General features: G+C 59.2%; 22 protein-coding genes and 1 tRNA gene. 17 read left to right on the forward strand and 6 right to left on the reverse strand.

All coding sequences use genetic code 11. From position 1 onward, the window contains the following. Nucleotides 1–90 precede the first annotated feature (90 nt). From NFR47_RS02985 to NFR47_RS02995, 3 genes are all read left to right on the forward strand, one after another. Nucleotides 91–1,098: an NAD(P)H-dependent glycerol-3-phosphate dehydrogenase gene (locus NFR47_RS02985; protein WP_251214092.1), complete on the forward strand. Its 1,008-nt coding sequence runs from the start codon at nt 91–93 to the stop codon at nt 1,096–1,098. 6 nt (nt 1,099–1,104) lie between these two features. Continuing rightward, nucleotides 1,105–2,436: a glucose-6-phosphate isomerase gene (locus NFR47_RS02990; RefSeq protein ID WP_251214093.1), complete on the forward strand. Its 1,332-nt coding sequence runs from the start codon at nt 1,105–1,107 to the stop codon at nt 2,434–2,436. A 256-nt stretch (nt 2,437–2,692) separates the two neighbouring features. Continuing rightward, nucleotides 2,693–3,343: a rubrerythrin family protein gene (locus tag NFR47_RS02995; RefSeq protein WP_251214094.1), complete on the forward strand. Its 651-nt coding sequence runs from the start codon at nt 2,693–2,695 to the stop codon at nt 3,341–3,343. Nucleotides 3,344–3,399: 56 nt separating this feature from the next. On the opposite strand, the gene NFR47_RS03000 is transcribed toward NFR47_RS02995, so the two are convergent. The 3 genes from NFR47_RS03000 to uvrC all read right to left on the reverse strand — a co-directional run bounded on the left by NFR47_RS03000 (nt 3,400) and on the right by uvrC (nt 6,458). Beyond that, nucleotides 3,400–4,125: a YebC/PmpR family DNA-binding transcriptional regulator gene (locus tag NFR47_RS03000; RefSeq protein WP_251214095.1), complete on the reverse strand. Its 726-nt coding sequence runs from the start codon at nt 4,123–4,125 to the stop codon at nt 3,400–3,402. Nucleotides 4,126–4,353: 228 nt separating this feature from the next. Then, nucleotides 4,354–4,437, reverse strand: a tRNA-Leu gene (locus tag NFR47_RS03005). A gap of 191 nt (nt 4,438–4,628) precedes the next feature. After that, nucleotides 4,629–6,458: an excinuclease ABC subunit UvrC gene (gene uvrC, locus NFR47_RS03010; RefSeq protein ID WP_251214096.1), complete on the reverse strand. Its 1,830-nt coding sequence runs from the start codon at nt 6,456–6,458 to the stop codon at nt 4,629–4,631. A gap of 131 nt (nt 6,459–6,589) precedes the next feature. Here uvrC and NFR47_RS03015 point away from each other — a divergent pair, with 131 nt between their 5' ends. Beyond that, nucleotides 6,590–7,510, forward strand: a complete 921-nt coding sequence (locus tag NFR47_RS03015; RefSeq protein WP_251214097.1) for a hypothetical protein — start codon at nt 6,590–6,592, stop codon at nt 7,508–7,510. Nucleotides 7,511–7,525: 15 nt separating this feature from the next. Continuing rightward, the gene (locus NFR47_RS03020; protein ID WP_251214098.1) at nt 7,526–8,887 is read left to right on the forward strand and encodes a DUF5723 family protein; all 1,362 of its coding nucleotides are present in this window, start codon (nt 7,526–7,528) and stop codon (nt 8,885–8,887) included. A 447-nt stretch (nt 8,888–9,334) separates the two neighbouring features. On the opposite strand, the gene NFR47_RS03025 is transcribed toward NFR47_RS03020, so the two are convergent. Together NFR47_RS03025 and NFR47_RS03030 are read right to left on the reverse strand one after the other, a co-directional pair. Next, nucleotides 9,335–10,120, reverse strand: a complete 786-nt coding sequence (locus NFR47_RS03025; RefSeq protein WP_251214099.1) for a patatin-like phospholipase family protein — start codon at nt 10,118–10,120, stop codon at nt 9,335–9,337. A gap of 63 nt (nt 10,121–10,183) precedes the next feature. Continuing rightward, nucleotides 10,184–10,720, reverse strand: coding sequence for a 5-formyltetrahydrofolate cyclo-ligase (locus NFR47_RS03030; RefSeq protein WP_251214100.1), 537 nt, complete (start codon nt 10,718–10,720; stop codon nt 10,184–10,186). 148 nt (nt 10,721–10,868) lie between these two features. On the opposite strand from NFR47_RS03030, the gene NFR47_RS03035 reads away from it, so the two are divergent. The 10 genes from NFR47_RS03035 to NFR47_RS03080 all read left to right on the forward strand — a co-directional run bounded on the left by NFR47_RS03035 (nt 10,869) and on the right by NFR47_RS03080 (nt 20,101). Beyond that, a complete protein-coding gene (locus tag NFR47_RS03035) occupies nt 10,869–11,573 on the forward strand; it encodes a succinate dehydrogenase cytochrome b subunit (RefSeq protein WP_251214101.1) in 705 nt (234 codons plus the stop codon). A 37-nt stretch (nt 11,574–11,610) separates the two neighbouring features. Next, a complete protein-coding gene (locus NFR47_RS03040; RefSeq protein WP_251214102.1) occupies nt 11,611–13,557 on the forward strand; it encodes a fumarate reductase/succinate dehydrogenase flavoprotein subunit in 1,947 nt (648 codons plus the stop codon). Nucleotides 13,558–13,592: 35 nt separating this feature from the next. Beyond that, nucleotides 13,593–14,336: a succinate dehydrogenase/fumarate reductase iron-sulfur subunit gene (locus tag NFR47_RS03045; protein ID WP_251214103.1), complete on the forward strand. Its 744-nt coding sequence runs from the start codon at nt 13,593–13,595 to the stop codon at nt 14,334–14,336. Between the two features lie 277 nt (nt 14,337–14,613). Continuing rightward, entirely contained in the window at nt 14,614–15,123 is a 510-nt protein-coding gene (locus NFR47_RS03050; RefSeq protein ID WP_251214104.1) for a PspC domain-containing protein, read from the forward strand. Nucleotides 15,124–15,129: 6 nt separating this feature from the next. Next, complete coding sequence (locus NFR47_RS03055; protein WP_251214105.1) at nt 15,130–15,333, forward strand: PspC domain-containing protein; 204 nt, start codon at nt 15,130–15,132, stop codon at nt 15,331–15,333. 7 nt (nt 15,334–15,340) lie between these two features. After that, nucleotides 15,341–15,679: a PadR family transcriptional regulator gene (locus NFR47_RS03060; RefSeq protein ID WP_251214106.1), complete on the forward strand. Its 339-nt coding sequence runs from the start codon at nt 15,341–15,343 to the stop codon at nt 15,677–15,679. Between the two features lie 26 nt (nt 15,680–15,705). Continuing rightward, on the forward strand, nt 15,706–16,566 hold the full coding sequence (locus NFR47_RS03065) for a head GIN domain-containing protein (RefSeq protein WP_251214107.1): 861 nt from the start codon (nt 15,706–15,708) through the stop codon (nt 16,564–16,566). Nucleotides 16,567–16,579: 13 nt separating this feature from the next. Continuing rightward, nucleotides 16,580–17,878 (forward strand): PspC domain-containing protein, encoded by a 1,299-nt coding sequence (locus NFR47_RS03070; RefSeq protein WP_251214108.1) that lies wholly within the window; start codon nt 16,580–16,582, stop codon nt 17,876–17,878. 202 nt (nt 17,879–18,080) lie between these two features. Further along, nucleotides 18,081–19,061 (forward strand): 6-phosphofructokinase, encoded by a 981-nt coding sequence (gene pfkA / locus NFR47_RS03075; protein WP_251214109.1) that lies wholly within the window; start codon nt 18,081–18,083, stop codon nt 19,059–19,061. Nucleotides 19,062–19,099: 38 nt separating this feature from the next. Further along, nucleotides 19,100–20,101 carry an adenosine kinase gene (locus NFR47_RS03080; RefSeq protein ID WP_251214144.1) on the forward strand — a complete coding sequence of 334 codons (1,002 nt, stop codon included), beginning with the start codon at nt 19,100–19,102 and terminating at the stop codon, nt 20,099–20,101. Nucleotides 20,102–20,220: 119 nt separating this feature from the next. On the opposite strand, the gene NFR47_RS03085 is transcribed toward NFR47_RS03080, so the two are convergent. Then, nucleotides 20,221–21,111, reverse strand: coding sequence for a glycosyltransferase family 2 protein (locus NFR47_RS03085; protein ID WP_251214110.1), 891 nt, complete (start codon nt 21,109–21,111; stop codon nt 20,221–20,223). A 106-nt stretch (nt 21,112–21,217) separates the two neighbouring features. Between NFR47_RS03085 and prfA the strand changes: the two genes are divergently transcribed. Together prfA and NFR47_RS03095 are read left to right on the forward strand one after the other, a co-directional pair. Next, nucleotides 21,218–22,303 carry a peptide chain release factor 1 gene (gene prfA / locus NFR47_RS03090; protein ID WP_251214111.1) on the forward strand — a complete coding sequence of 362 codons (1,086 nt, stop codon included), beginning with the start codon at nt 21,218–21,220 and terminating at the stop codon, nt 22,301–22,303. A gap of 47 nt (nt 22,304–22,350) precedes the next feature. After that, on the forward strand, nt 22,351–22,887 hold the full coding sequence (locus tag NFR47_RS03095; RefSeq protein ID WP_251214112.1) for an energy transducer TonB: 537 nt from the start codon (nt 22,351–22,353) through the stop codon (nt 22,885–22,887). Nucleotides 22,888–22,923: the final 36 nt, after the last annotated feature.

The following is a 22,923-nucleotide window of genomic DNA, read 5'->3' on the forward strand; positions in this document are numbered from 1 at the left end:
TACCCGGACAAAGGTAGGAAAAAGCTGTGAAATAATTTGTATATTTTTTGAGATTTTTTTATTTACTTTGTGTGGCCAAACAACGACTGCATGGAATACAAAATAGGAAAAGAAGCCCGCTGCGCCGTAATCGGCTACGGAAGCTGGGCGACGGCGATCGTGGGTCTGCTGGCGGCCAACGAAACGCGCGTAGGCTGGCATGTGCGCAACCCCGAAGTGCTGGAAGCCCTGCGCACCGAAGGCCGCAACCCGCGCTATCTGAGCGACGCGGAATTCGACCGGGAACGCATAGCCCCCACGGACGACCTGAACGAAGCGGTCCGCGAAGCGGACATCGTGGTGCTGGCGGCCCCGTCGGCCTATCTGAAAGACTTCCTGGCGCCGCTGACCGAACCGCTGACGGACAAATTCATCGTGTCGGCCATCAAGGGAATCATACCGGGCGACTACACGACGGTGGTAGAATATATCCACGACCACTACGGAGTGCCGTACAAGCAGCTGGGCCTGCTGACGGGCCCGTCGCATGCGGAAGAAGTGTCGCGCGGAAAACTCACCTACCTGACGGCGGTATGCACCGACCTGGAAAACGCACGGGAGATAGGCAAGAAATTCGCAGCCCCGCACATCCAGCTGAGCTACGCCACGGACCTCTACGGCATCGAATACGCGGCGATACTGAAAAACATCTATGCGCTGGCGGTAGGCATAGCCGTGGGGCTGGGCTACGGCGACAACTTCCTGGCGGTGCTGATAGCCAACAGCGCGGGCGAAATGAAACGTTTCTTAGACGAAAGCTACCCGGACGCCCGCGACACGCTGGTATCGGCCTATGTAGGCGACCTGCTGGTGACGTGCTACTCGGTACACAGCCGCAACCGCCGTCTGGGACTGCTCATCGGCCACGGCTGCACGGTGAAAAGCGCGCTGAACGAAATGACGATGGTGGCGGAAGGCTACTTCGCGGCCGACTGCATCCGCCACATCAACACCCGCCACCGCATCGAAATGCCGATAGCGGAGACGGTCTACAAAATCCTCTACGAAAAAGCCCCGGCGCGCCGGAGCATGAAAGAACTGACGACAAAACTAATCTGATACGACATGAAAACACTCGAACTGGACATCCGCAAAAGCGGCATAACGCCGACCGACGAGATGAAGAAGGCGGCCGAAGCGGCCAATACCCTGCTGCACTCGGGCAAGGGAGCGGGCAGCGACTTTCTGGGCTGGGTACACCTGCCGTCGTCGATAACGGACGCCGACTTGGCGGCCATCGAAAAAACGGCGGCCAACCTGCGCGCGAAAGCCGACCTGATAATCTGCATCGGCATCGGCGGCTCGTACTTGGGAGCCAAGGCGGTGCTGGAAGCGATGAACGACCCGTTCAAGCAACTGCGCAGGGAGCAGAAAGACCCGACGGTGGTATTTGCAGGCCAGAACATCTCGGAAGACTACATCCACGCCCTGCTGGAAGCCTCGAAAGAGCACTCGGTAGCGGCAATCGTCATCTCGAAATCGGGCACGACGACCGAACCGGCCATTGCATTCCGGCTGATAAAGGCGGAAATCGAAAAACGCTACGGCAAGAAAGAAGCGGCGGAACGAATCGTAGCGGTGACCGACGCAGCGCGCGGCGCACTGAAGACGCTGGCAACGAACGAAGGCTACCCGACTTTCGTGATTCCGGACGACGTGGGCGGCCGCTTCTCGGTACTGACCCCGGTAGGTCTGCTGCCGCTGGCTGCGGCGGGCATAGACATCCGTGCGCTGGTGCGCGGAGCGCAGGAAATGGAGAAGGCAACGGACGAAAAGATACCGTATGCCGAAAACCCTGCGGCGATCTATGCGACGGTACGCAACGCTCTCTACCGGAACGGCAAGAAAACGGAAATCCTGGGCTCCTACGAACCGCAGCTGCAATACGTCAACGAATGGTGGAAACAACTCTACGGCGAGAGCGAGGGCAAGGAAGGCAAAGGCATCTTCCCGGCGAGCGTGACGCTGACGGCCGACCTGCACTCGATGGGCCAATACATCCAGGAGGGCGAGCGAACGCTGTTCGAGACGATTATTTCGGTGAAAACGCCTGCGCACGAAGTGAAAGTGGAAACGGACGCAGAAAACCTGGACGGTCTGAACTACCTGGCGGGCAAACGAATCTCGGAAGTAAACCGGATGGCGGAAATCGGCGTACAGCTGGCCCATGTGGACGGAGGAGTGCCCAACATCCGCATCGAAATCCCGCGCATCGACGCGCAGACGATAGGCGGCCTGCTCTACTTCTTCGAGAAAGCCTGCGGCATCAGCGGCTATCTGCTGGGAGTGAACCCGTTCGACCAGCCGGGCGTGGAAGCGTACAAGAAAAACATGTTTGCACTGCTGGAAAAACCGGGCTACGAAGAAGCATCGAAAGCCATCAAGGCAAGACTATAAAACATCGCATTGCGAATCGAAAGCGGACCTCTCACCGAGGTCCGCTTTTTTGTAGGCAGGACGCGGGCACTCCTTGCGACCTCCTCCTTGCGGCATAGCATGTTGCCAAGCATCGGTTCATCTGCGGCTTCTCAGAATGACAGAGAGGAACTTCTCGGAATGGCCAATCACCTTTAGCCTTTCACTTTTCACCTTATAAATAAAGTGGCACAAAAAATGCACCCGGAAACAATCCCTTAGACAAGCAAACCGAACCATGAAACTGCGTCCGCTATTCATCCTGATTCTGTTCGTCGTATCGACGGCCATCCTGGGCTGGATATACTACAAGGCCACCCATCCGCAGCAGGAAAAACCCACCGAAACCTGGCACGAAATCATAGCCGACCTGGACGCCTGCTGCCGCCGCAAACACGTGAAGTCGATGCAGTACGACCACTTCGCAACGATAGCCGAACAGGAAAGCCGCCAGCAAATCGCACGGCTGTTCCGGGCGATGGCCCTTTCGGAACGGCTCCAGGAACACAACTGCGCGGATGCAATCCAACAATTGGGCGGCGAATACCTGCCGCCGGAGAAAATCGTGGTATTCCGCGGCGACACGGACGGCAATCTCGAACGGAGCATCGCCTATGAACTGCGCACGACGGAAGAATGCAAATGCGGCGAAATCGACCGGGCCATAGCCTGCGACAACCGCTTCGCGGCGCGCCTGCTGACATGGTCCTCGTCGGTAGACATGCGGAACGCGGCGTTCATGCACCTGTGCCGGATACCGGAAGAAACGGCGGCCAACTGGGAATATCTGGTCTGCCCGCGCTGCGGAAATCTCTTCATATCGGTCTACTGCGAACCCTACTGCCCGTTCTGTCTGACGTCGGGCCGACAATTCGTCCGCTTCGAGTAAAAAGAAAACCCGGTCCATTCTACGAACGACCGGGCTTTTCATATATGGTGCGGCGGCTACTCCTCGTCGGCCTCCTTCATGGCGTGGTAGACGTTGGTAACGTCGTCGTCCTCCTCAAGCCGCTCGACGAGCTTCTCGACAGCTTCGCGTCCCTCGGCATCCAGCTCCTTGGTATCGGTAGGCAGGTAAGCCGATTCACCCGAAACAATCTCGAAACCCTTGTCGTCGAGCCACTTCTGAATGGCGCCGAACGACTCGTAGGGAGCGTAGACCGTGATTCCGTCCTCCTCGGGGTAGAACTCGTCGACGCCGAGGTCGATCATTTCGAGCTCCAATTCTTCGGGGTCGGTCCCGGCAGGAACGCTGAACTTGAAGATGCACTTGTGGTCGAACATGAACGCAACGGAACCGCTGTTGCCCAACGTTCCGCCGCACTTGTTGAAGTGCATCCGCACATTGGCGACGGTCCGGTTGGTGTTGTCGGTAGCGGTTTCGACAAGGAACGCAACACCGTGGGGACCGTAACCTTCGTAAACGACCTCCTTGTAATCGGCGGCATCCTTCTCGGTGGCACGCTTGATGGCACGCTCGACATTCTCCTTGGGCATGTTCTCAGCCTTGGCATTCTGCATGAGAATACGCAGACGCGTATTGCCGGAGGGGTCGGAACCGCCCGCCTTGACGGCGATTTCGATCTCCTTGCCCAACTTGGTGAACGTACGGGCCATGTGCCCCCAACGCTTCATTTTGCGCGCCTTACGGTACTCGAAAGCTCTTCCCATAATATATTCAGATTTACGATTTCTCGGACTTGGTGGCGCAAAGTTATAAAAACGCGACCAAAAACGGAAAAATAGAAGCCGAAAAATCAGCGGGGCCAGCAACGAACAAGCTCTGCCCGGCTGAACCGTCGGCGGCAAAGCGCTGCGGGGTTTCGCAAACAAGACATCCGGAGGAAGACCCTGCGGCACAAAAAAAACAATCTGCTGTAAACCAGCAGATTGAAAAGGTACCCGGAGCCGGGGTCGAACCGGCACGACATTGCTGTCATTGGTGTTTGAGACCAACGCGTCTACCGATTCCGCCATCCGGGCAAACCGTCTCCAACGAAGAATCGGGCGCACAAAGATAGGAATTAATTCACAATTCGCAATTCCTAACACACAATTATTTCAATCGAAGCCGAAAAAAGCAAAAGAACGCGGAGACCGAAGCCAGGACCATGGCTGTGCCTGCTCGAAAAAAGATTCTTCGCTGCGCTCAGAATGACAGAAAGAGGAAAGGACTAATCCGCAGGGTGGAAAAACTCCTGGATTTTACGGGCCTTGGCGTCACCAACGAGGGCGGCGAGCTCGCCGAAATTGGCAGCCTTAACCTTAGCGACGGTCCGGAAATGCTGCAAGAGCAGGCGGACGGTCTTTTCGCCGACACCGGGAATCTGCTCCAGCTCGCTATGGATAAACGCCTTGCTCCGCTTCTGCCGATGGAACGAAACAGCAAAACGGTGCACCTCCTCCTGGATATGCGACAACAGGTGGAAAACGGGCGAAGTAGGCCGCAGCCCGACCAACAAAGGCGGATAACCGCAATACAATTCGGCGGTGCGGTGGCGGCTGTCCTTGGCCAACCCGGCGATGGGAATATCGAGCTGCAAATACTCCAGCACTTCGTGGATAACCGTCATCTGCCCCTTGCCGCCGTCGGCGATAATCAAATCGGGCAGCTCGGCCCCCTCGGCCACGAGCCGGCTATAACGCCGAAAAACAACCTCGCGCATGGAAGCGTAATCGTCGGCCCCCTCGACGGTCTTGACGTTGAAATGGCGGTACTCCTTGCGGGAGGGCTTGCCGTTGCGGAAGACGACGCACGACGCGACGGGGTGGGAACCCTGCAAATTGGAATTGTCGAAACACTCGATATGGCGCGGCTGCCGGTCGAGGTGCAGTTCTTTCTGCATGGCGTTCATCAAACGGTCGGCGTGGCGCTCGGGATTCTTGATTTCGAGGTTCTTGAGCTGCTCGGCGCGGTAGATGCGGGCGCTTTTCTGCGAAAACACCAACAAATCGAGCTTCTCGCCGCGCTTGGGAACGGTGAAGGTGACGCCGTCGAACAGCAAGGTAGTGGAGGGCAGGAACGGAACGATTACTTCGCGCGCCAACTCCCCGCCCGCGATATGCTCGACGACATGCTGGATAGCCAAGGTGAGCATGTCGCGCTCGTCAGCCCCGACGCCCGTGGAAAGACGCACGGTAGAGACGCCGACGACCGACCCGTGGCGGATACGGACAAAATTGCAATAAGCCACATCGTCGTCGGGCAAGAGCGAAAAGACGTCGACGTCGACGATGCGGGCGCTGACGATGACCGACCGACCGGCGTAATGGTCCAGAGCGTCGAGCCGCTGTTTGTAGCGCTGCGCCTGCTCGAACCTCAGCGCCGCGGAAGCCCGGGCCATCTCCTCCTCCAGGTAGCTCCGCACGGGCCGCAAGTCGCCTTTGAGAATGGAGACGACCAGCCCGACCTGCGTGTCGTAGTCTTCCTCGGACTGCAGCCCGACGCAAGGCCCCTTGCAATTGCCGATATGATACTGAAGACAGACCGAATACTTGCCTCGCGCGATAAGTTCGGGAGCGAGGTTGAGCTTGCAGGTACGCAACGGCACGACCTCGCGGATGAACTCCAGCACGCTGTGCTGCATCATGCCCGACCCGTAAGGACCGAAATACTGCGACCCGTCGCGCAAGAGCTGCCGCGTAGACTGCACACGGGGAAAATGTTCGCGCCGCACGACGATCCACGGGTAGGTCTTGTCGTCCTTGAGGAGGATGTTGTAACGCGGCTGGAGGGTCTTGATAAGCGAGTTTTCGAGCAGCAAAGCGTCGGTCTCGCTGCCAACGACTATATGGCGGATTTCGGCAATCTGCCTGACCAGCACACGCACCTTGGCGCTATGCTCCTTGCTCTGAACGAAATACGAAGAAACGCGCTTGCGCAGGCTTTTGGCCTTGCCGACGTAGATGACCGTGCCGGAGCGGTCCACGAACTGGTAGACGCCCGGCGACAAGGGCAGCAAAGCCACCTGCTCGCGAAGAAAGGAATTGTCGGATTCGGCCATACGTGTGCAAATGTAGGAATTTTTTCGCAAAGCCCCGGCCCCGAATACGCGCAGCGACAAAGCCCGGGCGATTTTTGCTTTATTGGGCCGAACGCCGTATATTTGCGCACAAAATGCTCATATTCACACCCATGAAAAAAACGATACTCCTATTGGCCGCGGGACTGCTGACCCTGTCGTGCGTCGACAAAGCCTACGACCTCGGGCGCCTGGAGGGAGGACAAATCGCCGTCGGCGACGACGAATCGGAATTCGCGGCACCGCTGGTGACCGTGACGGTCCTGCTCGACGACATCCACGACAGCCAAGGTTCGCTGCAAGAAATGCTGGACGAAGCCGACATCTGGCTGCCGTCGGAGCTGCCCGGAGGGGTGGACTACGTAGACTTCCAGCGCCTCTATGCGGACGACGCCTATCTGGCGGAAGTGACCGGAGCTCTGGTCGATGAAATGGGGCACGATGCGGCCAAGGTGGACAAAGTGGCCGACCTGGTATGGCGGTGCTACAAGGATGACTTCCTCAAACCGCTGGGGCTGGAGGGAATACCCGTCGACAAAGCCCAGTTTACAACATTGTTCGTCGACCGGTTCACAGCCAGCGAAGCGCTTCGGGAGCAAACCGAAGCGACAGCCCGCAAATTCTTGATTTTGCTGCAAGTATCCGACCTGGACTACCAGCTGGGAGCCATCGACCTGGGCGAAGCATTGGACATGCTGACCGCGAACCTCGACCCGGAAGGGACGCCCGACCCGCGCAACACGCTCTCCATCAAAGGCAAGGTAGAGAGTACGCTACCGCTGAGCATGCGGCTGTCGCCCGTATTCACGCCGACGGGGCTGGAAATCGCCCCGTTCGCCATAGCCCCGGGCACAACGACCGAACTGACCCCGACGCGGATTTACACCGAAGACCTGCGGGCGCTGGCAGAAGCCAACGACCTGGCCATCCATGTACCGGTCGAGTTGCAGCGCTACTACCCGGGACGGGCACTCGACGCGCGCCCGATCTCCATCCGGCTGAGCCTCCACAAAACCGGAGCTCTGAACCTCTAACCCGCGGCACAAACCATGAAAAGGATTCCTATATATATAATAGCGCTCCTGGCGGCCGCAACAGCGGCGGCACAGAACCCCACGACCTACTTCATGGAGGGGAGCACCCTCCGCATGCAATACAACCCGGCGTTCGCCCCGCACCGCGGCTACTTCAACGTACCGGGCGCGGGTGGCGTACAAGTGGGCGTGAACAGCAGCCTTACCCTCGACAACCTGCTTTACCCGCGCGACGGACGGCTTGTAACGCTGTTCGACGCGTCGGTACCGACGTCGGAAGCCCTGCGCAACATTCGCGACAAGAACACGCTGACGGCCGGCACGCGGGTGAACCTGCTGGGATTCGGCAGCTATACCCGCAACCGCAAACATTTCTGGTCGTTCGACCTCAACCTGCACGCCAGCGCGACGCTCAACATACCGGGCAAACTGGTCGAATTCGTCAAACGCGGCACCGACGGCTCGATCCGCGACCTGGGGATAAGCGTCGAAACCTATGCGGACGCGGGATTCTCCTACTCGTTCCCGCTACTCGACGACAAGCTCTACATAGGCGCCAAAGCCAAGGTGCTGGTGGGATTGGGCCGCGCGAAACTGACGTTCGACCGAATGGACGTAACGCTCCACGACGACCGTTGGGCGGTAGACACCTATGCCACGCTGGACGCGAACATACCGGAAGCGGAAATCAACTACCGCTATGACGAAGAAGGCCGCCCCTATTTCGAGCTGAGCGACATCCGCATGAAAGGCTTCAAGCCCACAGGCTACGGATTCGCAGTCGACCTGGGCGCGACATACAATGTACTGCCCGACTTGCAGGTGTCGCTCTCGGTGACGGACCTGGGATTCATCGACTGGGACAAAGAAAACAACATCCGGGGCCACTCGGAAGAACATGTAGAATACACAGGAATCACGGTGGAAAACGACATGACGGTCGCTTCGCCCGACTTCTCGTTCGACGACCTGCTGCGCTTCCGCCCGGACGACAGCCAAATGAAAACCCGCATGCTGCAAGCGACGCTCAACGCAGGGGCGGAATATTACTTGTGGGACCACCGGGTAGGATTCGGCCTGCTCTACCAAGCCCGCTTCCACCACTTTACAACGCTGCACAGCGTGACGGGTTCGGTGAACTTCAGCCCGGTACGATGGTTCACGCTGGCGGCAAGCTACACGCGCACGACCCGCTGCGGAGGAAGTTTCGGCCTTGCGCTGAACCTCTGCCCGAGCTGGATCAACTTCTTCATAGCGACCGACCTGGCGACGGCGAAATTCACGCCGCAATACATCCCCGTCCGCCAGCGCACGATGAATGTCACGTTCGGGCTGGGTTTCCCGCTCGGACCCAAAGGCCAGCGCACGCAAAAATAGACCTCCTGCCGGCCGAAACAGCCGAACTACGAGGATTTCAACCCGTTTACGCCCGGATTCAAACGGCCCCGACCGCCCGAATCCGGGCATTTTGTGCACCCCCGATACCGGATAAGGTTCGCAGCGATGCGGAAAAATGCGAACGCGAACTCCGGAAAAGGCATCGGAATTAACGATTTCAGACGCACCCATACCAGATTCGGGCAAAGCTATTGCAAATTCGGAATCTTTGCGTATCTTTGTGGTGTTGGAGAAATCCGACGAATAACCTCGCAAAGTTTGAAGGTTAGTAAAAATAATTAAGTACCCATTGCGGCGGTCCGAACTCTGTGTGAAGTTGCGTCACTGAACTTGAATTCTTCAACGGACCGCCGCAATTTTTGATCCGAAACCCCGTATTGCCGGCAAGGCAGTACGGGGTTCCTATATAAATTAAGGAGAAGTAAATCAACCGCTGACGGGAACCCCGTGGCGCTGCAGCGCCTGCTCCATCAGATGCCGGCCGGCCTCGACGATTTCAGCGGCGCGGTAGAACTCGAAGATGCCGAACAAATCGCAAGGCAGCTCGACCAGCAAATCGGGCGGATAAATCCGGCACATGAGCTGCGTGATGCGCTGAATCATGATTTCGGAAGAGACGGAAATCAAGTTGTAATAATTGAGCGACGAGCACAGCCCGGAACACGAACCGCAGACATCGACAGCGACGAGCCAATCGCCGGGCTGCCGCTGCACGCGGTTGAGCGGCAAGGGATTGACCGTACCGCCGTCGATAAGGACCATGCCATTGTAACGCACGGGCTGGAAGACCGAGGGAATGGAAATGGAAGCCCGGACGGCGCCGAACAAATCGCCGTGGTCGAAGACGACTTCGCGCCCGGTGACGAGGTCGGCGGAGACGGCGGCGAAAGGAACGGCGAGACGTTCGATGCGCACATCGGGAACGAGCGACTTCAAAGCCTTCATAACGCGGTTGCCCTTGACCAGCCCCTCGGAGCTGAACGCCAAGTCGACCATGCCGAGGACCTTGTAACGGTCGAGCGAACAAATCCAGTCGCGGAACTCCGCCAGACGCCCGGCGGCGAACATTCCCCCTACGAGCGCTCCCATGGAAGTACCGGCGACGGACGAAATCTCGAACCCGGCCTCCTCCAGCGCCTCGATGGCCCCGATATGGGCGATGCCGCGCGCGCCGCCGCCGCTGAGCACCAAAGCAACCTTACGTTTCTGCATAAGACAAATCCTCCGAACAATCCAAAAAAAATACACGCATCGTGCCGAACCGCGGGGCACGAACTACTCGCCGCAAAACACCCGGTCCATCGCCACGTCGTGCGGCTCGGCGGACAGTTTGCCAACCAACTGATGCGGATAACACACGCCGAACCTAAGGGCCCGCACACCGGGCTGGGTGAGATAACGGTCGTAGAACCCCTTGCCGCGTCCCAACCGGACACCAGACGGGGTGAAGGCTACGCCGGGAACGATGATGAGGTCTATGTCGCCGGGCGGGCAAACCGAAGCCCCGGGTCCGGGCTCGGCGATACCGAAAGCCCCGCAGCACAAAGATTCGGGCACATAATCGTAGAACTGCATGGTCTCGCCCTCGACCCGGGGCACGACGATGCGCTTCTGCCTGCACCAAGCGGCGAGCGCCGCCAAAGTGTCGGGCTCGTCGCCAAGGGCGCAGAACAGCCCCACGCACCGGGCCGCAGCGAACTCGGGCAAAGCAGCTATGCCCGCAAAAATCCTTTCCGATGCCACCCGGCGCTCCTCCCCGGTCAAAGCCCGGTTGAGCCGCTTCATTTCGGCACGCAGCTCCTTCTTATTCATAAAACCCTCCGACTTAAGACAATTTCCCCCGTGCCGCCATTGTTATTCCGCAAACAATACGTATATTTGTGGCAGTTTGTCCGCCACGAACCATCGCTGCGGAAACCCACGGCAACACGAACATTACAAATATAACAAAATTATTCCTATGAACTGTTTTCTTTGCAACTCCTCGGTGGGCAAGAAACTGGTGATGAGCGTCTCGGGCTGCGTGCTGGTGCTCTTCATCCTGTTCCACATGTCCATGAACCTGACGGCGCTCTTCTCGCCGGAAGCCTACAACGTAATCTGCTCGCTGCTGGGCGCGAATTGGTATGCGCTGGTAGCGACGGCGGGCCTGGCAGCCATCGTAGCGCTGCACTTCATCTATGCGATCGTGCTGACGCTGAACAACTATCGCGCGCGCGGCTCGCAGCGCTACGAAGTGACGGCCAAGGAACCGGGCGTATCGTGGGCCTCGAAGAACATGCTCGTACTGGGCTTCATCGTACTGGGCGGCCTGGCCCTCCACCTCTACAACTTCTGGGCGAAGATGCAGCTGGTGGAACTCATGGGCGGCCACGTGAACTCGCTGGGCTACGCCCCCACCGACGGAGCGGCGCTGATAGCCTACACGTTCTCGCAATGGTACTACGTAGCGCTCTACCTGGCGTGGTTCTTCGCGCTGTGGTTCCATCTCACGCACGGCGTATGGTCGATGTTCCAGACCGTGGGCTGGGCCAACGACACGTGGTACCCGCGTCTGAAGTGCGCGGCCAACATCGCGGCAACGATCATCTTCCTGGGCTTCGCGGCCGTGGTGGTCGTATACTATCTGAAGAGCGTATGCCCCTGCTGTGCAGGCGCCTGCTGAATCCACCCTATCACGAAACAATAAATCGCACGAAGATATGGCACTCAAATTAGATGCTAAAATTCCTGCCGGCGAACTTGCGCAGAAGTGGAACAACCACAAGGCGGCCATCAAGGTAGTGAGCCCGGCCAACAAACGAAAACTCGACATCATCATTGTCGGAACCGGACTGGGCGGCGCTTCGGCCGCTGCCTCGCTGGGCGAACTGGGCTACAACGTGAAGATATTCTGCATCCAGGATTCGCCCCGCCGTGCCCACTCCATTGCGGCGCAGGGCGGTATCAACGCAGCGAAGAACTACCAGAACGACAACGACTCGGTATACCGTCTGTTCTACGACACGATCAAGGGCGGCGACTACCGTGCCCGCGAAGCCAACGTCTACCGACTGGCCGAGGTGTCGAACCTCATCATCGACCAGTGCGTGGCGCAGGGCGTACCGTTCGCCCGCGAATACGGCGGTCTGCTGGCCAACCGTTCGTTCGGCGGCGCACAGGTATCGCGCACGTTCTATGCCCGCGGCCAGACGGGCCAGCAGCTCCTGCTGGGCGCCTATGCGGCCCTCAACAAGGAAATCGCCGCCGGCTCGGTGAAGAGCTATCCGCGTCACGAGATGCTCGACATCGTCATCGAAGACGGCGAAGCCAAGGGCATCATCGCCCGCAACCTGGTGACGGGCGAAATCGAACGCCACGGAGCCCATGCGGTGGTAATCGCGACGGGCGGTTACGGCAACGTATTCTTCCTGTCGACCAACGCGATGGCCTCGAACGGCTCGGCGGCATTCCAGTGCTACCGCAAAGGCGCAGGCTTTGCGAACCCCTGCTTCACGCAGATTCACCCGACGTGCATCCCGGTACACGGCGACCAGCAGTCGAAACTGACCCTGATGTCGGAATCGCTGCGCAACGACGGCCGCATCTGGGTACCCAAGAAGATAGAAGACGTCCAGGCAATCCGCTCGGGCGCCAAGAAACCGTCGGACATTGCCGAAGAAGACCGCGACTACTACCTGGAGCGCCGCTACCCTGCGTTCGGCAACCTGGTACCGCGCGACGTAGCGTCGCGTGCGGCCAAGGAGCGCTGCGACGCCGGCTACGGTGTGAACGAAACGGGCCTGGCCGTATTCCTCGACTTCAAGACGGCAATCGAACGTCTCGGCAAGGAAATCATCAAGCAGCGCTACGGCAATCTGTTCGACATGTATGAGGAAATCACCGACGTGAGCCCCTACGAGGAACCGATGCAGATATTCCCGGCCGTACACTATACGATGGGCGGCATCTGGGTCGACTACAACCTCATGACCACCGTTCCGGGTCTGTACGCCATCGGCGAAGCCAACTTCTCGGACCACGGAGCCAACCGCCTCGGCGCCTCGGCGCTGATGCAGGGTCTGGCCGACGGTTACTTCGTACTGCCCTACACCATCGGAGACTACCTGTCGCACAAGATTCAGGCCCCGAAAGTGGCGACCGACACCCCGGCGTTCGCGGAAGCGGAGAAAGCCGTGCGCGAGAAAATCGGCAAACTGCTGGCCATCAAGGGCAAGCAGTCGGTCGACGACATCCACAAGAAACTGGGCCACATCATGTGGGAAAACGTGGGCATGGCCCGCACGAAGGAATCGCTCGAAAAAGCGATTGTGGAAATCCAGGCCCTGCGCAAGGAATTCTGGGCCGACGTGAAAGTGGTGGGCGCCGAAAACGAATTCAACGTAGAGCTGGAAAAGGCGCTGCGCCTGGCCGACTTCCTCGAACTGGGCGAACTGATGGCCCGCGACGCACTGAACCGCGAGGAATCGTGCGGCGGACACTTCCGCTCGGAACACCAGACCGAGGAGGGCGAAGCCAAGCGCGACGACGAAAACTTCGTCTATGCGGCCGTATGGGAATACAAAGGCATGGACCAAGCACCGGAGCTGACCAAGGAACCGCTGAACTTCGAGTTCGTACACCCGGCCCAGCGCAACTACAAGGACTAAACTTTCTGACGTACAATTAAAGACAATTCGGAATCATGAATTTCACGTTGAAAATATGGCGTCAGAAAGACGCCAAGTCGAAAGGCGCATTCGAGACCTACAAGGTAGAGAACATCTCGGCCGACACGTCGTTCCTCGAAATGCTCGACATTCTGAACAACAACCTTATCCACGAAGGCAAGGAACCTGTGGCCTTCGACCACGACTGCCGCGAAGGCATCTGCGGCATGTGCTCGCTGCACATCGACGGGCAGGCCCACGGCCCGAGCCAGGCGGCGACGACGTGCCAGATTTACATGCGCAAGTTCAAGGACGGCGCAACGATCACCATCGAGCCGTGGCGCTCGGCAGCGTTCCCCGTCATCAAGGACCTGGTGGTGAACCGCTCGGCCTACGACGAGATTCTCCAGGCCGGAGGCTTCATCTCGGTGCGGACCAACTCGGTGCCCGACGCCAACGCCATTCCGATTCCCAAGGCCGACGCCGACGAATCCATGGACGCCGCGGCCTGCATCGGCTGCGGAGCCTGCGCGGCGACGTGCAAGAACGGTTCGGCGATGCTCTTCGTGGCGGCCCGCGTATCGTCGCTGGCCAAGTTGCCGCAAGGCCGCGTGGAAGGCGCACGCCGCGCCAAGGCGATGGTCGCCAAGATGGACGAGCTGGGATTCGGCAACTGCACCAACACGGGTGCTTGCCAGGCCGAATGCCCGAAGTCGATTTCGATAGCCCACATCGCCCGGCTCAACCGCGAATTCCTCTCGGCCAAGTTCGAGGACTAAGATTCGCTCAATATTTCCTGCAAGCAAGCGGAATCCCGGCTTTTCGGGATTCCGCTTGTTATTTGCAGACAGATGCAGCCGCAGAACCCTTGGCGCACACAAAAAACAAAAACAGCTTCTTCGCTGAAACAGCCATCGCCGGGAGGAGTTCCCATAAAAAAAGCGAAGATTGTAGAAAATAAAAGTACTTTGTATTGCATAATACCAAAAAGTGCATTATATTTGCATCGTGAAAACCACCCGCCCCGGCGGAAAAACCAGAAACGCACCCGCAGACATGAAAGAAACGATTCAGGCGAACATCGGCTCGATAGCCTTCACGCTTGACCGCGACGCCTACGACACACTCAAGGAATACTTAGACGCCGTGCGCGACCGCCTGCCGGAACACGACACGGAGACGCTGGACGACATCGAACGCCACTTTGCAGAAATCTTCGGCGAACGCATCGCTTCCCCGATGCAGGTAGTCTCGCTGGAAACCGTGAACGAAGCGATAAAACGGATGGGACGGCCTGCGGACTTCGGCGACGGCCCCGCAGACGCACGCACCCGAAATCCGGCGCCCCATGAAATCCTGCGGCCGCTGCGCCGCACGGTGGCGGACCGCTCGATAGCGGGTGTCTGCGGCGGACTGGCCCGGTTCTTCGGGACGGACCCTACGCTGGTCCGCATTATCACGCTGCTGCTGTTTCTGTTCGGCGGGCTGTCGCTCTGGGTTTATATCCTCCTGTGGATAATCGTCCCGGAAGAAAGCCCCCGCATCGCGACCAACAAAAAACACTGAAATACAATGGAAACGAACCAACGACTTTACCGCACCCGCAACGGCGTGCTGGCAGGCGTATGCGGCGGACTGGCCGACTATTTCGGGCTGAACCGCGGACTTATCCGCCTCGCAACGGCGATTCTGATACTCTTCGGCGGGCTCTCGCTCTGGGTCTACATCATCCTGTGGATCATCATTCCGAAAGCACCCGCACAACTTAACCCCTGAAACCCTCATGTCTGAAGACAACGTAAAGGCACAGATGCGCAAAGGCATCCTGGAATACTGCATCCTGGCCATCCTCTCGCGGGAAGATTCCTACGCCCCGAAAATCATTGCCGAATTGAAAGCGGCGGAGATGATCGTGGTCGAGGGAACGCTCTACCCGATTCTGACCCGGCAGAAGAACGCCGGACTGCTGACCTACCGCTGGGAAGAGTCGCCGCAGGGCCCTCCCCGCAAGTACTACACCCTGACCGAAAAAGGCCGCGAATACCTCGCGGCCCTGGACGAAGCGTGGGACGAGCTGGTGAAGCAAATCGGCACCATCCGCCACGGCAAAAAAGACGAATAACCCTCTAACGACAAACACTTACGACTATGAAAAAACTCTTTCTGCTTATTGCCGGGCTCGGTTTCCTGGCCGCCGTCACAGGCTGCATACTGGGTCTGACCGCCAAATCGCTCATCGCCGCCGAAAGAATCAAGGGCAGCGGAAACCTCGTTACCCGCACGGTGACGGTGCCTGCGTTCGACGCGGTACAGGTATCGCGGGGCATTCATACAATAATAAAGAACACTGACAGCAACGAAGTCGAGGTCAAGGCCGACGATAATCTGCTGGACAAAGTGACCGTCCAGGTAGAGGAAAGCACGCTGAAAATCAGCATCGACAAATCGGTCAAGGAACTTGCGAACCACCACGTCACGGTGACCGTGCCCCACAACGCACGCATCGGCAAAATCGACGCCAACAGCGCGGCATGCGTAGTCTGCGAAGCACCGCTCACAGCCAAGAACGTAGAGCTCGACGCGTCGAGCGCGGCAAAAATCGAAGCAACGGTCCATGCCGACAAATGCGAAGCCGAGGCATCGAGCGCCGCCAAAATTGCGGCAACGATAACTGCCACGGAATGCGCATTCGACGTGTCGAGCGCCGCGAAGATAACGGGCCACGTGACGACCGAACGCTGCAAAATAGAGTTGTCGAGCGCCTCGTCGCTGACGCTCGACGGAACCGCCGCCGACTGCAAGGCCGAAACGAACTCGGCCGCCCGGCTGTCGGCAGATAAATTTGCGGTGAAAAACTACGACGTCGACGCGTCGAGCGGCTCGTCGGCCCGTATCCGCTGCACCGAAACCCTCAACGCCAGCGCATCGAGCGGTGCATCGGTCCGCTACGCAGGCGACTGCCGGGCGCGAATCAAGACGTCGAGCGGCGGCAGCATCCGCGAAAACTAACCCCCACAACCTTATGAACGAAGTCAGAAAATGCAGTCTCTCCGGCGTGGCCTTCACGATGGACGCCGACGCCTTCGCCCTGCTGGCGGAATACATAGAGACCCTGAAGAAAAGCTACGAAGATTCGGCCGACGGCGACGAAATCGTGGCCGACATCGAAGCCCGCATTGCGGAACTGATCCTCTCGGCCCAGGACAACACGCGTGTGGTGGAGCGCCCGCTGGTGGAGAACATCATCCGCCAGATGGGTTCGGCCGAAGACATATCGGAGACCGACCCTGCGGCCGCGCGCCGCGGAGGCCCCCGCATCCCGCGCCGGCTCTACCGCGACCGGGAGAACGCCAAGCTGGGCGGCGTATGCGCGGGGATAGGCAAGTATTTCGACGTCGACCCGGTGTGGGTGCGGCTGGCGCTGTTCCTGCCGCTGCTGCTGCTCTGCCTGCAATGGATACCCTTTTTCGGGTGGTGGGTAGGCCCGATGATGGGCAACCTGTTCGGCATCTTCATCATCTGCTACCTGATTATGTGGTTCGCGGTGCCGACCGCCCGCACGGCGCGTCAGAAACTCGAAATGAACGGCGAACGCATCACGGAGCAGGCGATTCGCCGGACAACCGAGCAGACGGCGGCCCAGGACCCCGACAGCCGGACCAAACCGGTGGTGGCCGAAGCGGTGTCGGCAATCGGGAAAATCGTGCTGATGCTCTGCAAGCTGTTTGCGGGACTGCTGGTCTTCGGGCTGATTCTCGGCGCCTGCGCCCTTATCATCGCGCTGTTCGCCATCCTCGTGGGCGGCCACGACATGCCGCTGTCGCCCCACTTCCTGAACGACATGAACCTGGGCATTCCGATTCTCGGCATACTTCTTGTATTGATACCCGTTATCTTGCTGATTTACGTGCTGATGTGCCTGATCGCATCGCGCAAGCCGGGCAGCAAGACCCTGCTGGCGATTTTCCTGACGTGGATTGCAGGCCTTGCGATGCTGATAGGGCTGGCCTACAAGGAAAAGGCGGTGGACCGGGTGCGGAACTACCAGCCGCTGGGACAAATACTCAACAAGGAAGTAGTCATCGAGAGCGACACAACGACGCTGCGGCAAATACTGCGGGAATTCGACGACGAGAAAATCGTGGAGGACGACCTGCGCTCGGTGCATATCAGCGTCCCGTCGAAAGGCATCGAAATAACCTACGACAAGCAGACGTCGCAGCTCGACATCGAAGCCGACGGCAAACGCATAAGGATGCAGGCCGACGAATCGGACGGCGCCTACATCCGAGTAAACGAAGAAGAGACGCAGCAGCTGTAAGAAAGTACCAAGGTTTTCAAAATAAAAAGTTTTCCGGGACACGGGGCGGGCATGGAGTTCGCTCCGTGTTTTTTGAAAAAATTGAAATAATTCGTACCTTTGGCTACAACTTGGATGCGCGGCCCCGGCGCCCTGCGGACGAATTCCGCTTCGGCCGGATGCGCGCATTCCCGGGAGCGGTTTTGTTAGTTAACGGAAAATTATGGCAGAAATCAAATGTATCGGCGTGCTGACCTCGGGCGGCGACGCCCCCGGCATGAACGCGGCCATCCGCGCCGTGACCCGCAGCGCAATCTACAACGGGCTGACGGTCAAGGGCATCATGCGCGGCTACAAAGGACTGGTGTACAACGAAATCGTCGAATTCAAGTCGCAGAGCGTGAGCAACATCATCCAGCTGGGCGGCACGATACTGAAGACGGCCCGCTGCAAGGAGTTCGCGACGCCCGAAGGGCGCAGGCAAGCCTACGACAACATGATGGCGGCGGGCATCGACGCGCTGGTGGTCATAGGCGGCGACGGATCGCTGACGGGCGCCGGAATCTTCGCGAAAGAATACAACGTGCCGGTCGTGGGACTGCCGGGCACGATAGACAACGACCTGGGAGGTACGGACTCGACCATCGGCTATGACACGGCGCTGAACACCATCATGGAAGCGGTGGACAAACTGCGCGACACGGCGTCGAGCCACGAACGTCTTTTCTTCGTGGAGGTCATGGGCCACACGGCGGGCTACCTGGCGCTCAACAGCGCGCTGGCGACGGGCTCGGAAGCGGCCATCATCCCGGAGATGGAGACCGAAGTCGACCAGCTGGCCGAACTCATTAACCACGGATTCCGCAAGAGCAAGAACTCGGCAATAGTCATCGTAGCGGAGAACCCCCAGACAGGCGGGGCCACGGCGCTGGCCGAGCGCGTGAAAAAGGAATTCCCGCAATACGACGCCCGGGTGACCATCCTGGGCCACATCCAGCGCGGCGGTTCGCCGACAGCATTCGACCGCATCCTGGCTTCGCGCATGGGCGAAGCAGCCATCGAAGCGCTCCAGGAGGGACAGCGCAACGTGATGATAGGCACCGAAAACGGCAAAATCGTCTACGTTCCCTTCCCGAAAGCCGTGAAACACAACAAAGGCATCGACCGCCAGAACCTCGACCTGGTGAAGATACTCTCGATATAAATCGCTCCCCAAGAGAAAACCCGAACCCAATGCTGAAGATAAAACGCGTGACCGGCATCGGCAACGCACTGACCGACATGCTGGTGAACCTGAAGACCGATTCCGTGCTGGAACGGTTCGACCTGCCGAAAGGCTCGATGAGCCTGGTGGACAACCGCCTGCAAACCGAAATCTCGAAGTCGGTGGCAGGACTGCCCTACTCGCTCTCGCTGGGCGGCTCGGCGGGCAACACCATCCGGGCAATGGCGCAGCTGGGCTGCAAGGTGGGATTCATCGGCAAGGTGGGTCCCGATACGACGGGCGACTTCTTCGTCCAGGCGCTGGAGAATCTGAAAGTCGCCCCGACGGTTTTCCGCGGCAAGGAGCGTTCGGGCAAATGCGTGTCGCTCATATCGCCCGACGGCGAGCGGACGATGGTGACCCACCTGGGTGCGGCGCTGGAGCTGAGCGCCGAAGAAATCGAACCGGCCGTATTCGAGGGCTACGATTGTCTCTACATGGAGGGTTACTTGGTACAGAACCACGCCCTTATCCGCAAGGCGGCCGAAACGGCCAAAGCCTGCGGGCTGAAAGTGGCGCTGGACCTGGCGAGCTTCAACATCGTAGCCGAGAATCTGGAGTTCCTGCGCAAGCTCGTGACCGACTGCGTGGACATCGTTTTTGCAAACGAAGACGAAGCCAAAGCCTTCACCTGCGAAGCCGAGCCGCTGAACGCCCTGCAAATGATTTCGGGCATGTGCGAACTGGCTGTGGTGAAAATCGGAATCCGCGGCGCCCTTATCAAACAAGGCGACGAGGTGGTGCACGTGGGCATCATGGCGGCGGCCAAGCGGGTGGACACGACAGGTGCGGGCGACTTCTACGCCGCAGGATTCCTTGCGGGGCTGTGCGACGGGCTGTCGCTGCGCCAGTGCGGCACGATAGGCGCCATCACGGCAGGCAAGGTAATCGAAGTGGTCGGAACGACTTTCGGCGACGACGCGTGGAAAGACATCTACCGATTGGTCAACAAGGTCAAGACGGAAAAGTATCTGTTCTAATTAATAACCCGTCAGCAACATATCCGCATAATTGCGAATTAGCTCCCAGGGGCTTGACTTGCCTACAACTCGGATGGGCTGCGTCTCGGCAAGACCAGAATCGCAAAATTCATTATTAATTATTCACCGAACAAGCCTCTCGAAATCTGCCAGCGCATCCTCAGCAGCCAGCGCGACTGCACGGGGCGCATGGTAAGACAAAGCAGCAGCGTGGCGCCCCACTTGAGGATTTCGAGCAGGCGGGTCCGATGCGTGCGGCGGTGGATGACCGCCCGCAGACGCTGGCTCCGACCCACGTTGAAACATAGGCGGCGGAAATAATCGGCGGTCAGCTTTTCGGGCGGAATGATATGCCACATCACGGCGCCGGGCACGTACCAAATCGTCTCGCCGCCGCGCAGCAGCCGCTCGAAGAAATCGTTCTCCTCGCCGCCGATCAGCTCGCGGCCCACACGCCCCAACGCCACATCGAACCCGCCGTAACGCATCGCCAAGCTGCGGCGGAACGCCATGTTGCCGCCCCCCGGCACCCGGCCGAGCGGAAACGGACGCACCGCAGGACCGAAATCCATCGGATTGGCAACGGGCATTTCAGCATACTTGGACATCCAGCGCGGCCGCCCCTTGGGATACTCGGCGACGATACGTCCCCCGGCTACCGAAGCCCCGGGATACGCATCGAAGAAATCCAGGTAGGCGGCGATGAAGTGTTCGCCGATGCGCTCGTCGTCGTCGATCCAGGCCAACAAATCGGCCCGGGCCTCCGACAGACCGCGGTTGCGGGCATGGGAAACGCCGGGCTCGGGCTCGAAGACCATGCGCAGATTGATCCCCGCATGCTCCGCGGCGAACGCCGCGAAACGTTCCTCGGTATCGTCAGTCGAAGCGTTGTTCACAACAACGCACTCCCACGACGCCGGGTCGGCGCTCTGCCGCACGACGGAGCGCAGGGCCACCAGCAGCTGTTCGGCACGGTTGTGCGTAGGGATGACAAGCGAAAGACGAATCATACCGCGAAAGTAAGAAAAATATCGGCAAAACCTCGCCTGCGACCCGATTCTTGACTTCCGATTCGCGATTTTTCATTACCTTTGCATTCCAAGCAAACATATCCCTATGGCAGACACCACCATTCTGACCCGGCTGGACGGGCTGAAACTCAAATACGAAGAGATCGGCCAGAAACTCACCGACCCCGAAGTGATCGCCGACGTCAAGCAATTCGTCCAACTCAACAAGGAATACAAGGAGCTGGAGCCCATCATCGAGACCTCGGACCGCTTCCGCACGGCCATCGCCAACCTGTCGGAAGCCAAGGACGTCATGGCCAACGACAAGGACGAGGAGATGCGCGAAATGGCCCGCGAGGAGATCGCCGAGCTCGAACCCGCCATCGAACGCATGGAGGAGGAAATCAAGCTGCTGCTCATACCGAAAGACCCGCAGGATTCCAAAAACGCCATCGTCGAAATCCGCGGCGGCACGGGCGGCGACGAAGCGGCCATCTTTGCGGGCGACCTGCTGCGCATGTACACCAAATACGTGGAATCGAAAGGCTGGCGCTACGAAATCACGTCGTTCTCGGACGGCGCCGCGGGCGGCTACAAGGAAGTGGTGCTGAAGGTGACGGGGCAGAACGTCCACGGGACGCTCAAATACGAATCGGGCGTGCACCGCGTACAGCGCGTGCCGCAGACCGAGACCCAAGGCCGCGTCCACACCTCGGCCGCGTCGGTGGCCGTGCTGCCCGAAGCCGAGGAGTTCGACGTCGAAATCTCGATGAACGACATCCGCAAGGACATCTTCTGCGCCTCGGGACCGGGCGGGCAGTCGGTCAACACGACTTATTCGGCCATCCGCCTGACCCACATCCCGACGGGAATCGTGGTGCAGTGCCAGGACCAGAAGTCGCAGCTCAAGAACTTCGACAAGGCGTTCGAGGAGCTGCGCACCCGCGTCTTCAACCTCGAATACTCCAAGTATCTGGACGAAATCGCCTCGAAACGCAAGACGATGGTCTCGACGGGCGACCGCTCGGCCAAAATCCGCACCTACAACTATCCGCAGGGGCGCATCACGGACCACCGCATCAACTACACGATTTACAACCTGGCGGCTTTCATGGACGGCGACATCCAGGACTGCATCGACCATCTGATCGTGGCTGAGAACGCCGAACGGCTCAAGGAAAGCGAGCTGTAAGGACAATCGTTTCCGGCTCCGGAACGTTCTGACAGAAAACGCCTGCCATGATTCGCCGTCTCGCTCTCTTTGCCGCCCTGCTCGCTGCGACGCCTCTTGCCGCGCAAAAGCCGCTCTACATAGTCAACGGCACGCCGTGCGACAAAATCGTGGGGATAGAGACCGACGACATCGAACGCATCGAGGAGCTGCCGGCCGACGAGGAGAGCATAGCCCGCTACGGCGAAAAAGCCTCGAACGGCGTTATCCTCATCACGCTGAAGTACGATTCGCCCGCAGTATTCGAGGGCGGAGAGCCGTTCGCCGACCACATCGCCCGGCAGGTGAAGTGGGGCGAAAACGAACCCGCCGCCCGGGTGGCACTGCGCTACACGGTCACGGCCGAGGGCGAAACGGTGGCCGGAGCCATCCTCGAATCGACCGACAGCCGGCTCAGACGCCGCGTGCTGAAAGCCTTGGCCGAAGCTCCGCGCTGGAAGCCCGCCACGAAGAACGGCCGCCCGGTCGAAAGCGAAGGCGTTCTGCGCATCCAGCTGCCCGAAGGCAAGCCGCTGCCGGGAGAACCTTATATAAGAATATGGTAGTCTCCGGCGAGGAGCGCCTCACAAGAAACGACATCA

The organism is Alistipes muris (assembly GCF_943193205.1).
GTDB lineage: Bacteria > Bacteroidota > Bacteroidia > Bacteroidales > Rikenellaceae > Alistipes > Alistipes muris.

Coding starts and splice junctions, on each gene's coding strand:
- NFR47_RS02985 (WP_251214092.1), top strand. CDS start 91: ATGGAATACAAAATAGGAAAAGAAGCCCGCTGCGCCGTAATCGGCTAC.
- NFR47_RS03045 (WP_251214103.1), top strand. CDS start 13,593: ATGAATTTCACGTTGAAAATATGGCGTCAGAAAGACGCCAAGTCGAAA.
- NFR47_RS03015 (WP_251214097.1), top strand. CDS start 6,590: ATGAAAAAAACGATACTCCTATTGGCCGCGGGACTGCTGACCCTGTCG.
- pfkA (WP_251214109.1), top strand. CDS start 18,081: ATGGCAGAAATCAAATGTATCGGCGTGCTGACCTCGGGCGGCGACGCC.
- NFR47_RS03025 (WP_251214099.1), bottom strand. CDS start 10,120: ATGCAGAAACGTAAGGTTGCTTTGGTGCTCAGCGGCGGCGGCGCGCGC.
- NFR47_RS03040 (WP_251214102.1), top strand. CDS start 11,611: ATGGCACTCAAATTAGATGCTAAAATTCCTGCCGGCGAACTTGCGCAG.
- NFR47_RS03030 (WP_251214100.1), bottom strand. CDS start 10,720: ATGAATAAGAAGGAGCTGCGTGCCGAAATGAAGCGGCTCAACCGGGCT.
- NFR47_RS02995 (WP_251214094.1), top strand. CDS start 2,693: ATGAAACTGCGTCCGCTATTCATCCTGATTCTGTTCGTCGTATCGACG.
- uvrC (WP_251214096.1), bottom strand. CDS start 6,458: ATGGCCGAATCCGACAATTCCTTTCTTCGCGAGCAGGTGGCTTTGCTG.
- prfA (WP_251214111.1), top strand. CDS start 21,218: ATGGCAGACACCACCATTCTGACCCGGCTGGACGGGCTGAAACTCAAA.
- NFR47_RS03070 (WP_251214108.1), top strand. CDS start 16,580: ATGAACGAAGTCAGAAAATGCAGTCTCTCCGGCGTGGCCTTCACGATG.
- NFR47_RS03020 (WP_251214098.1), top strand. CDS start 7,526: ATGAAAAGGATTCCTATATATATAATAGCGCTCCTGGCGGCCGCAACA.
- NFR47_RS03055 (WP_251214105.1), top strand. CDS start 15,130: ATGGAAACGAACCAACGACTTTACCGCACCCGCAACGGCGTGCTGGCA.
- NFR47_RS03060 (WP_251214106.1), top strand. CDS start 15,341: ATGTCTGAAGACAACGTAAAGGCACAGATGCGCAAAGGCATCCTGGAA.
- NFR47_RS03035 (WP_251214101.1), top strand. CDS start 10,869: ATGAACTGTTTTCTTTGCAACTCCTCGGTGGGCAAGAAACTGGTGATG.
- NFR47_RS03000 (WP_251214095.1), bottom strand. CDS start 4,125: ATGGGAAGAGCTTTCGAGTACCGTAAGGCGCGCAAAATGAAGCGTTGG.
- NFR47_RS02990 (WP_251214093.1), top strand. CDS start 1,105: ATGAAAACACTCGAACTGGACATCCGCAAAAGCGGCATAACGCCGACC.
- NFR47_RS03050 (WP_251214104.1), top strand. CDS start 14,614: ATGAAAGAAACGATTCAGGCGAACATCGGCTCGATAGCCTTCACGCTT.
- NFR47_RS03065 (WP_251214107.1), top strand. CDS start 15,706: ATGAAAAAACTCTTTCTGCTTATTGCCGGGCTCGGTTTCCTGGCCGCC.
- NFR47_RS03085 (WP_251214110.1), bottom strand. CDS start 21,111: ATGATTCGTCTTTCGCTTGTCATCCCTACGCACAACCGTGCCGAACAG.
- NFR47_RS03095 (WP_251214112.1), top strand. CDS start 22,351: ATGATTCGCCGTCTCGCTCTCTTTGCCGCCCTGCTCGCTGCGACGCCT.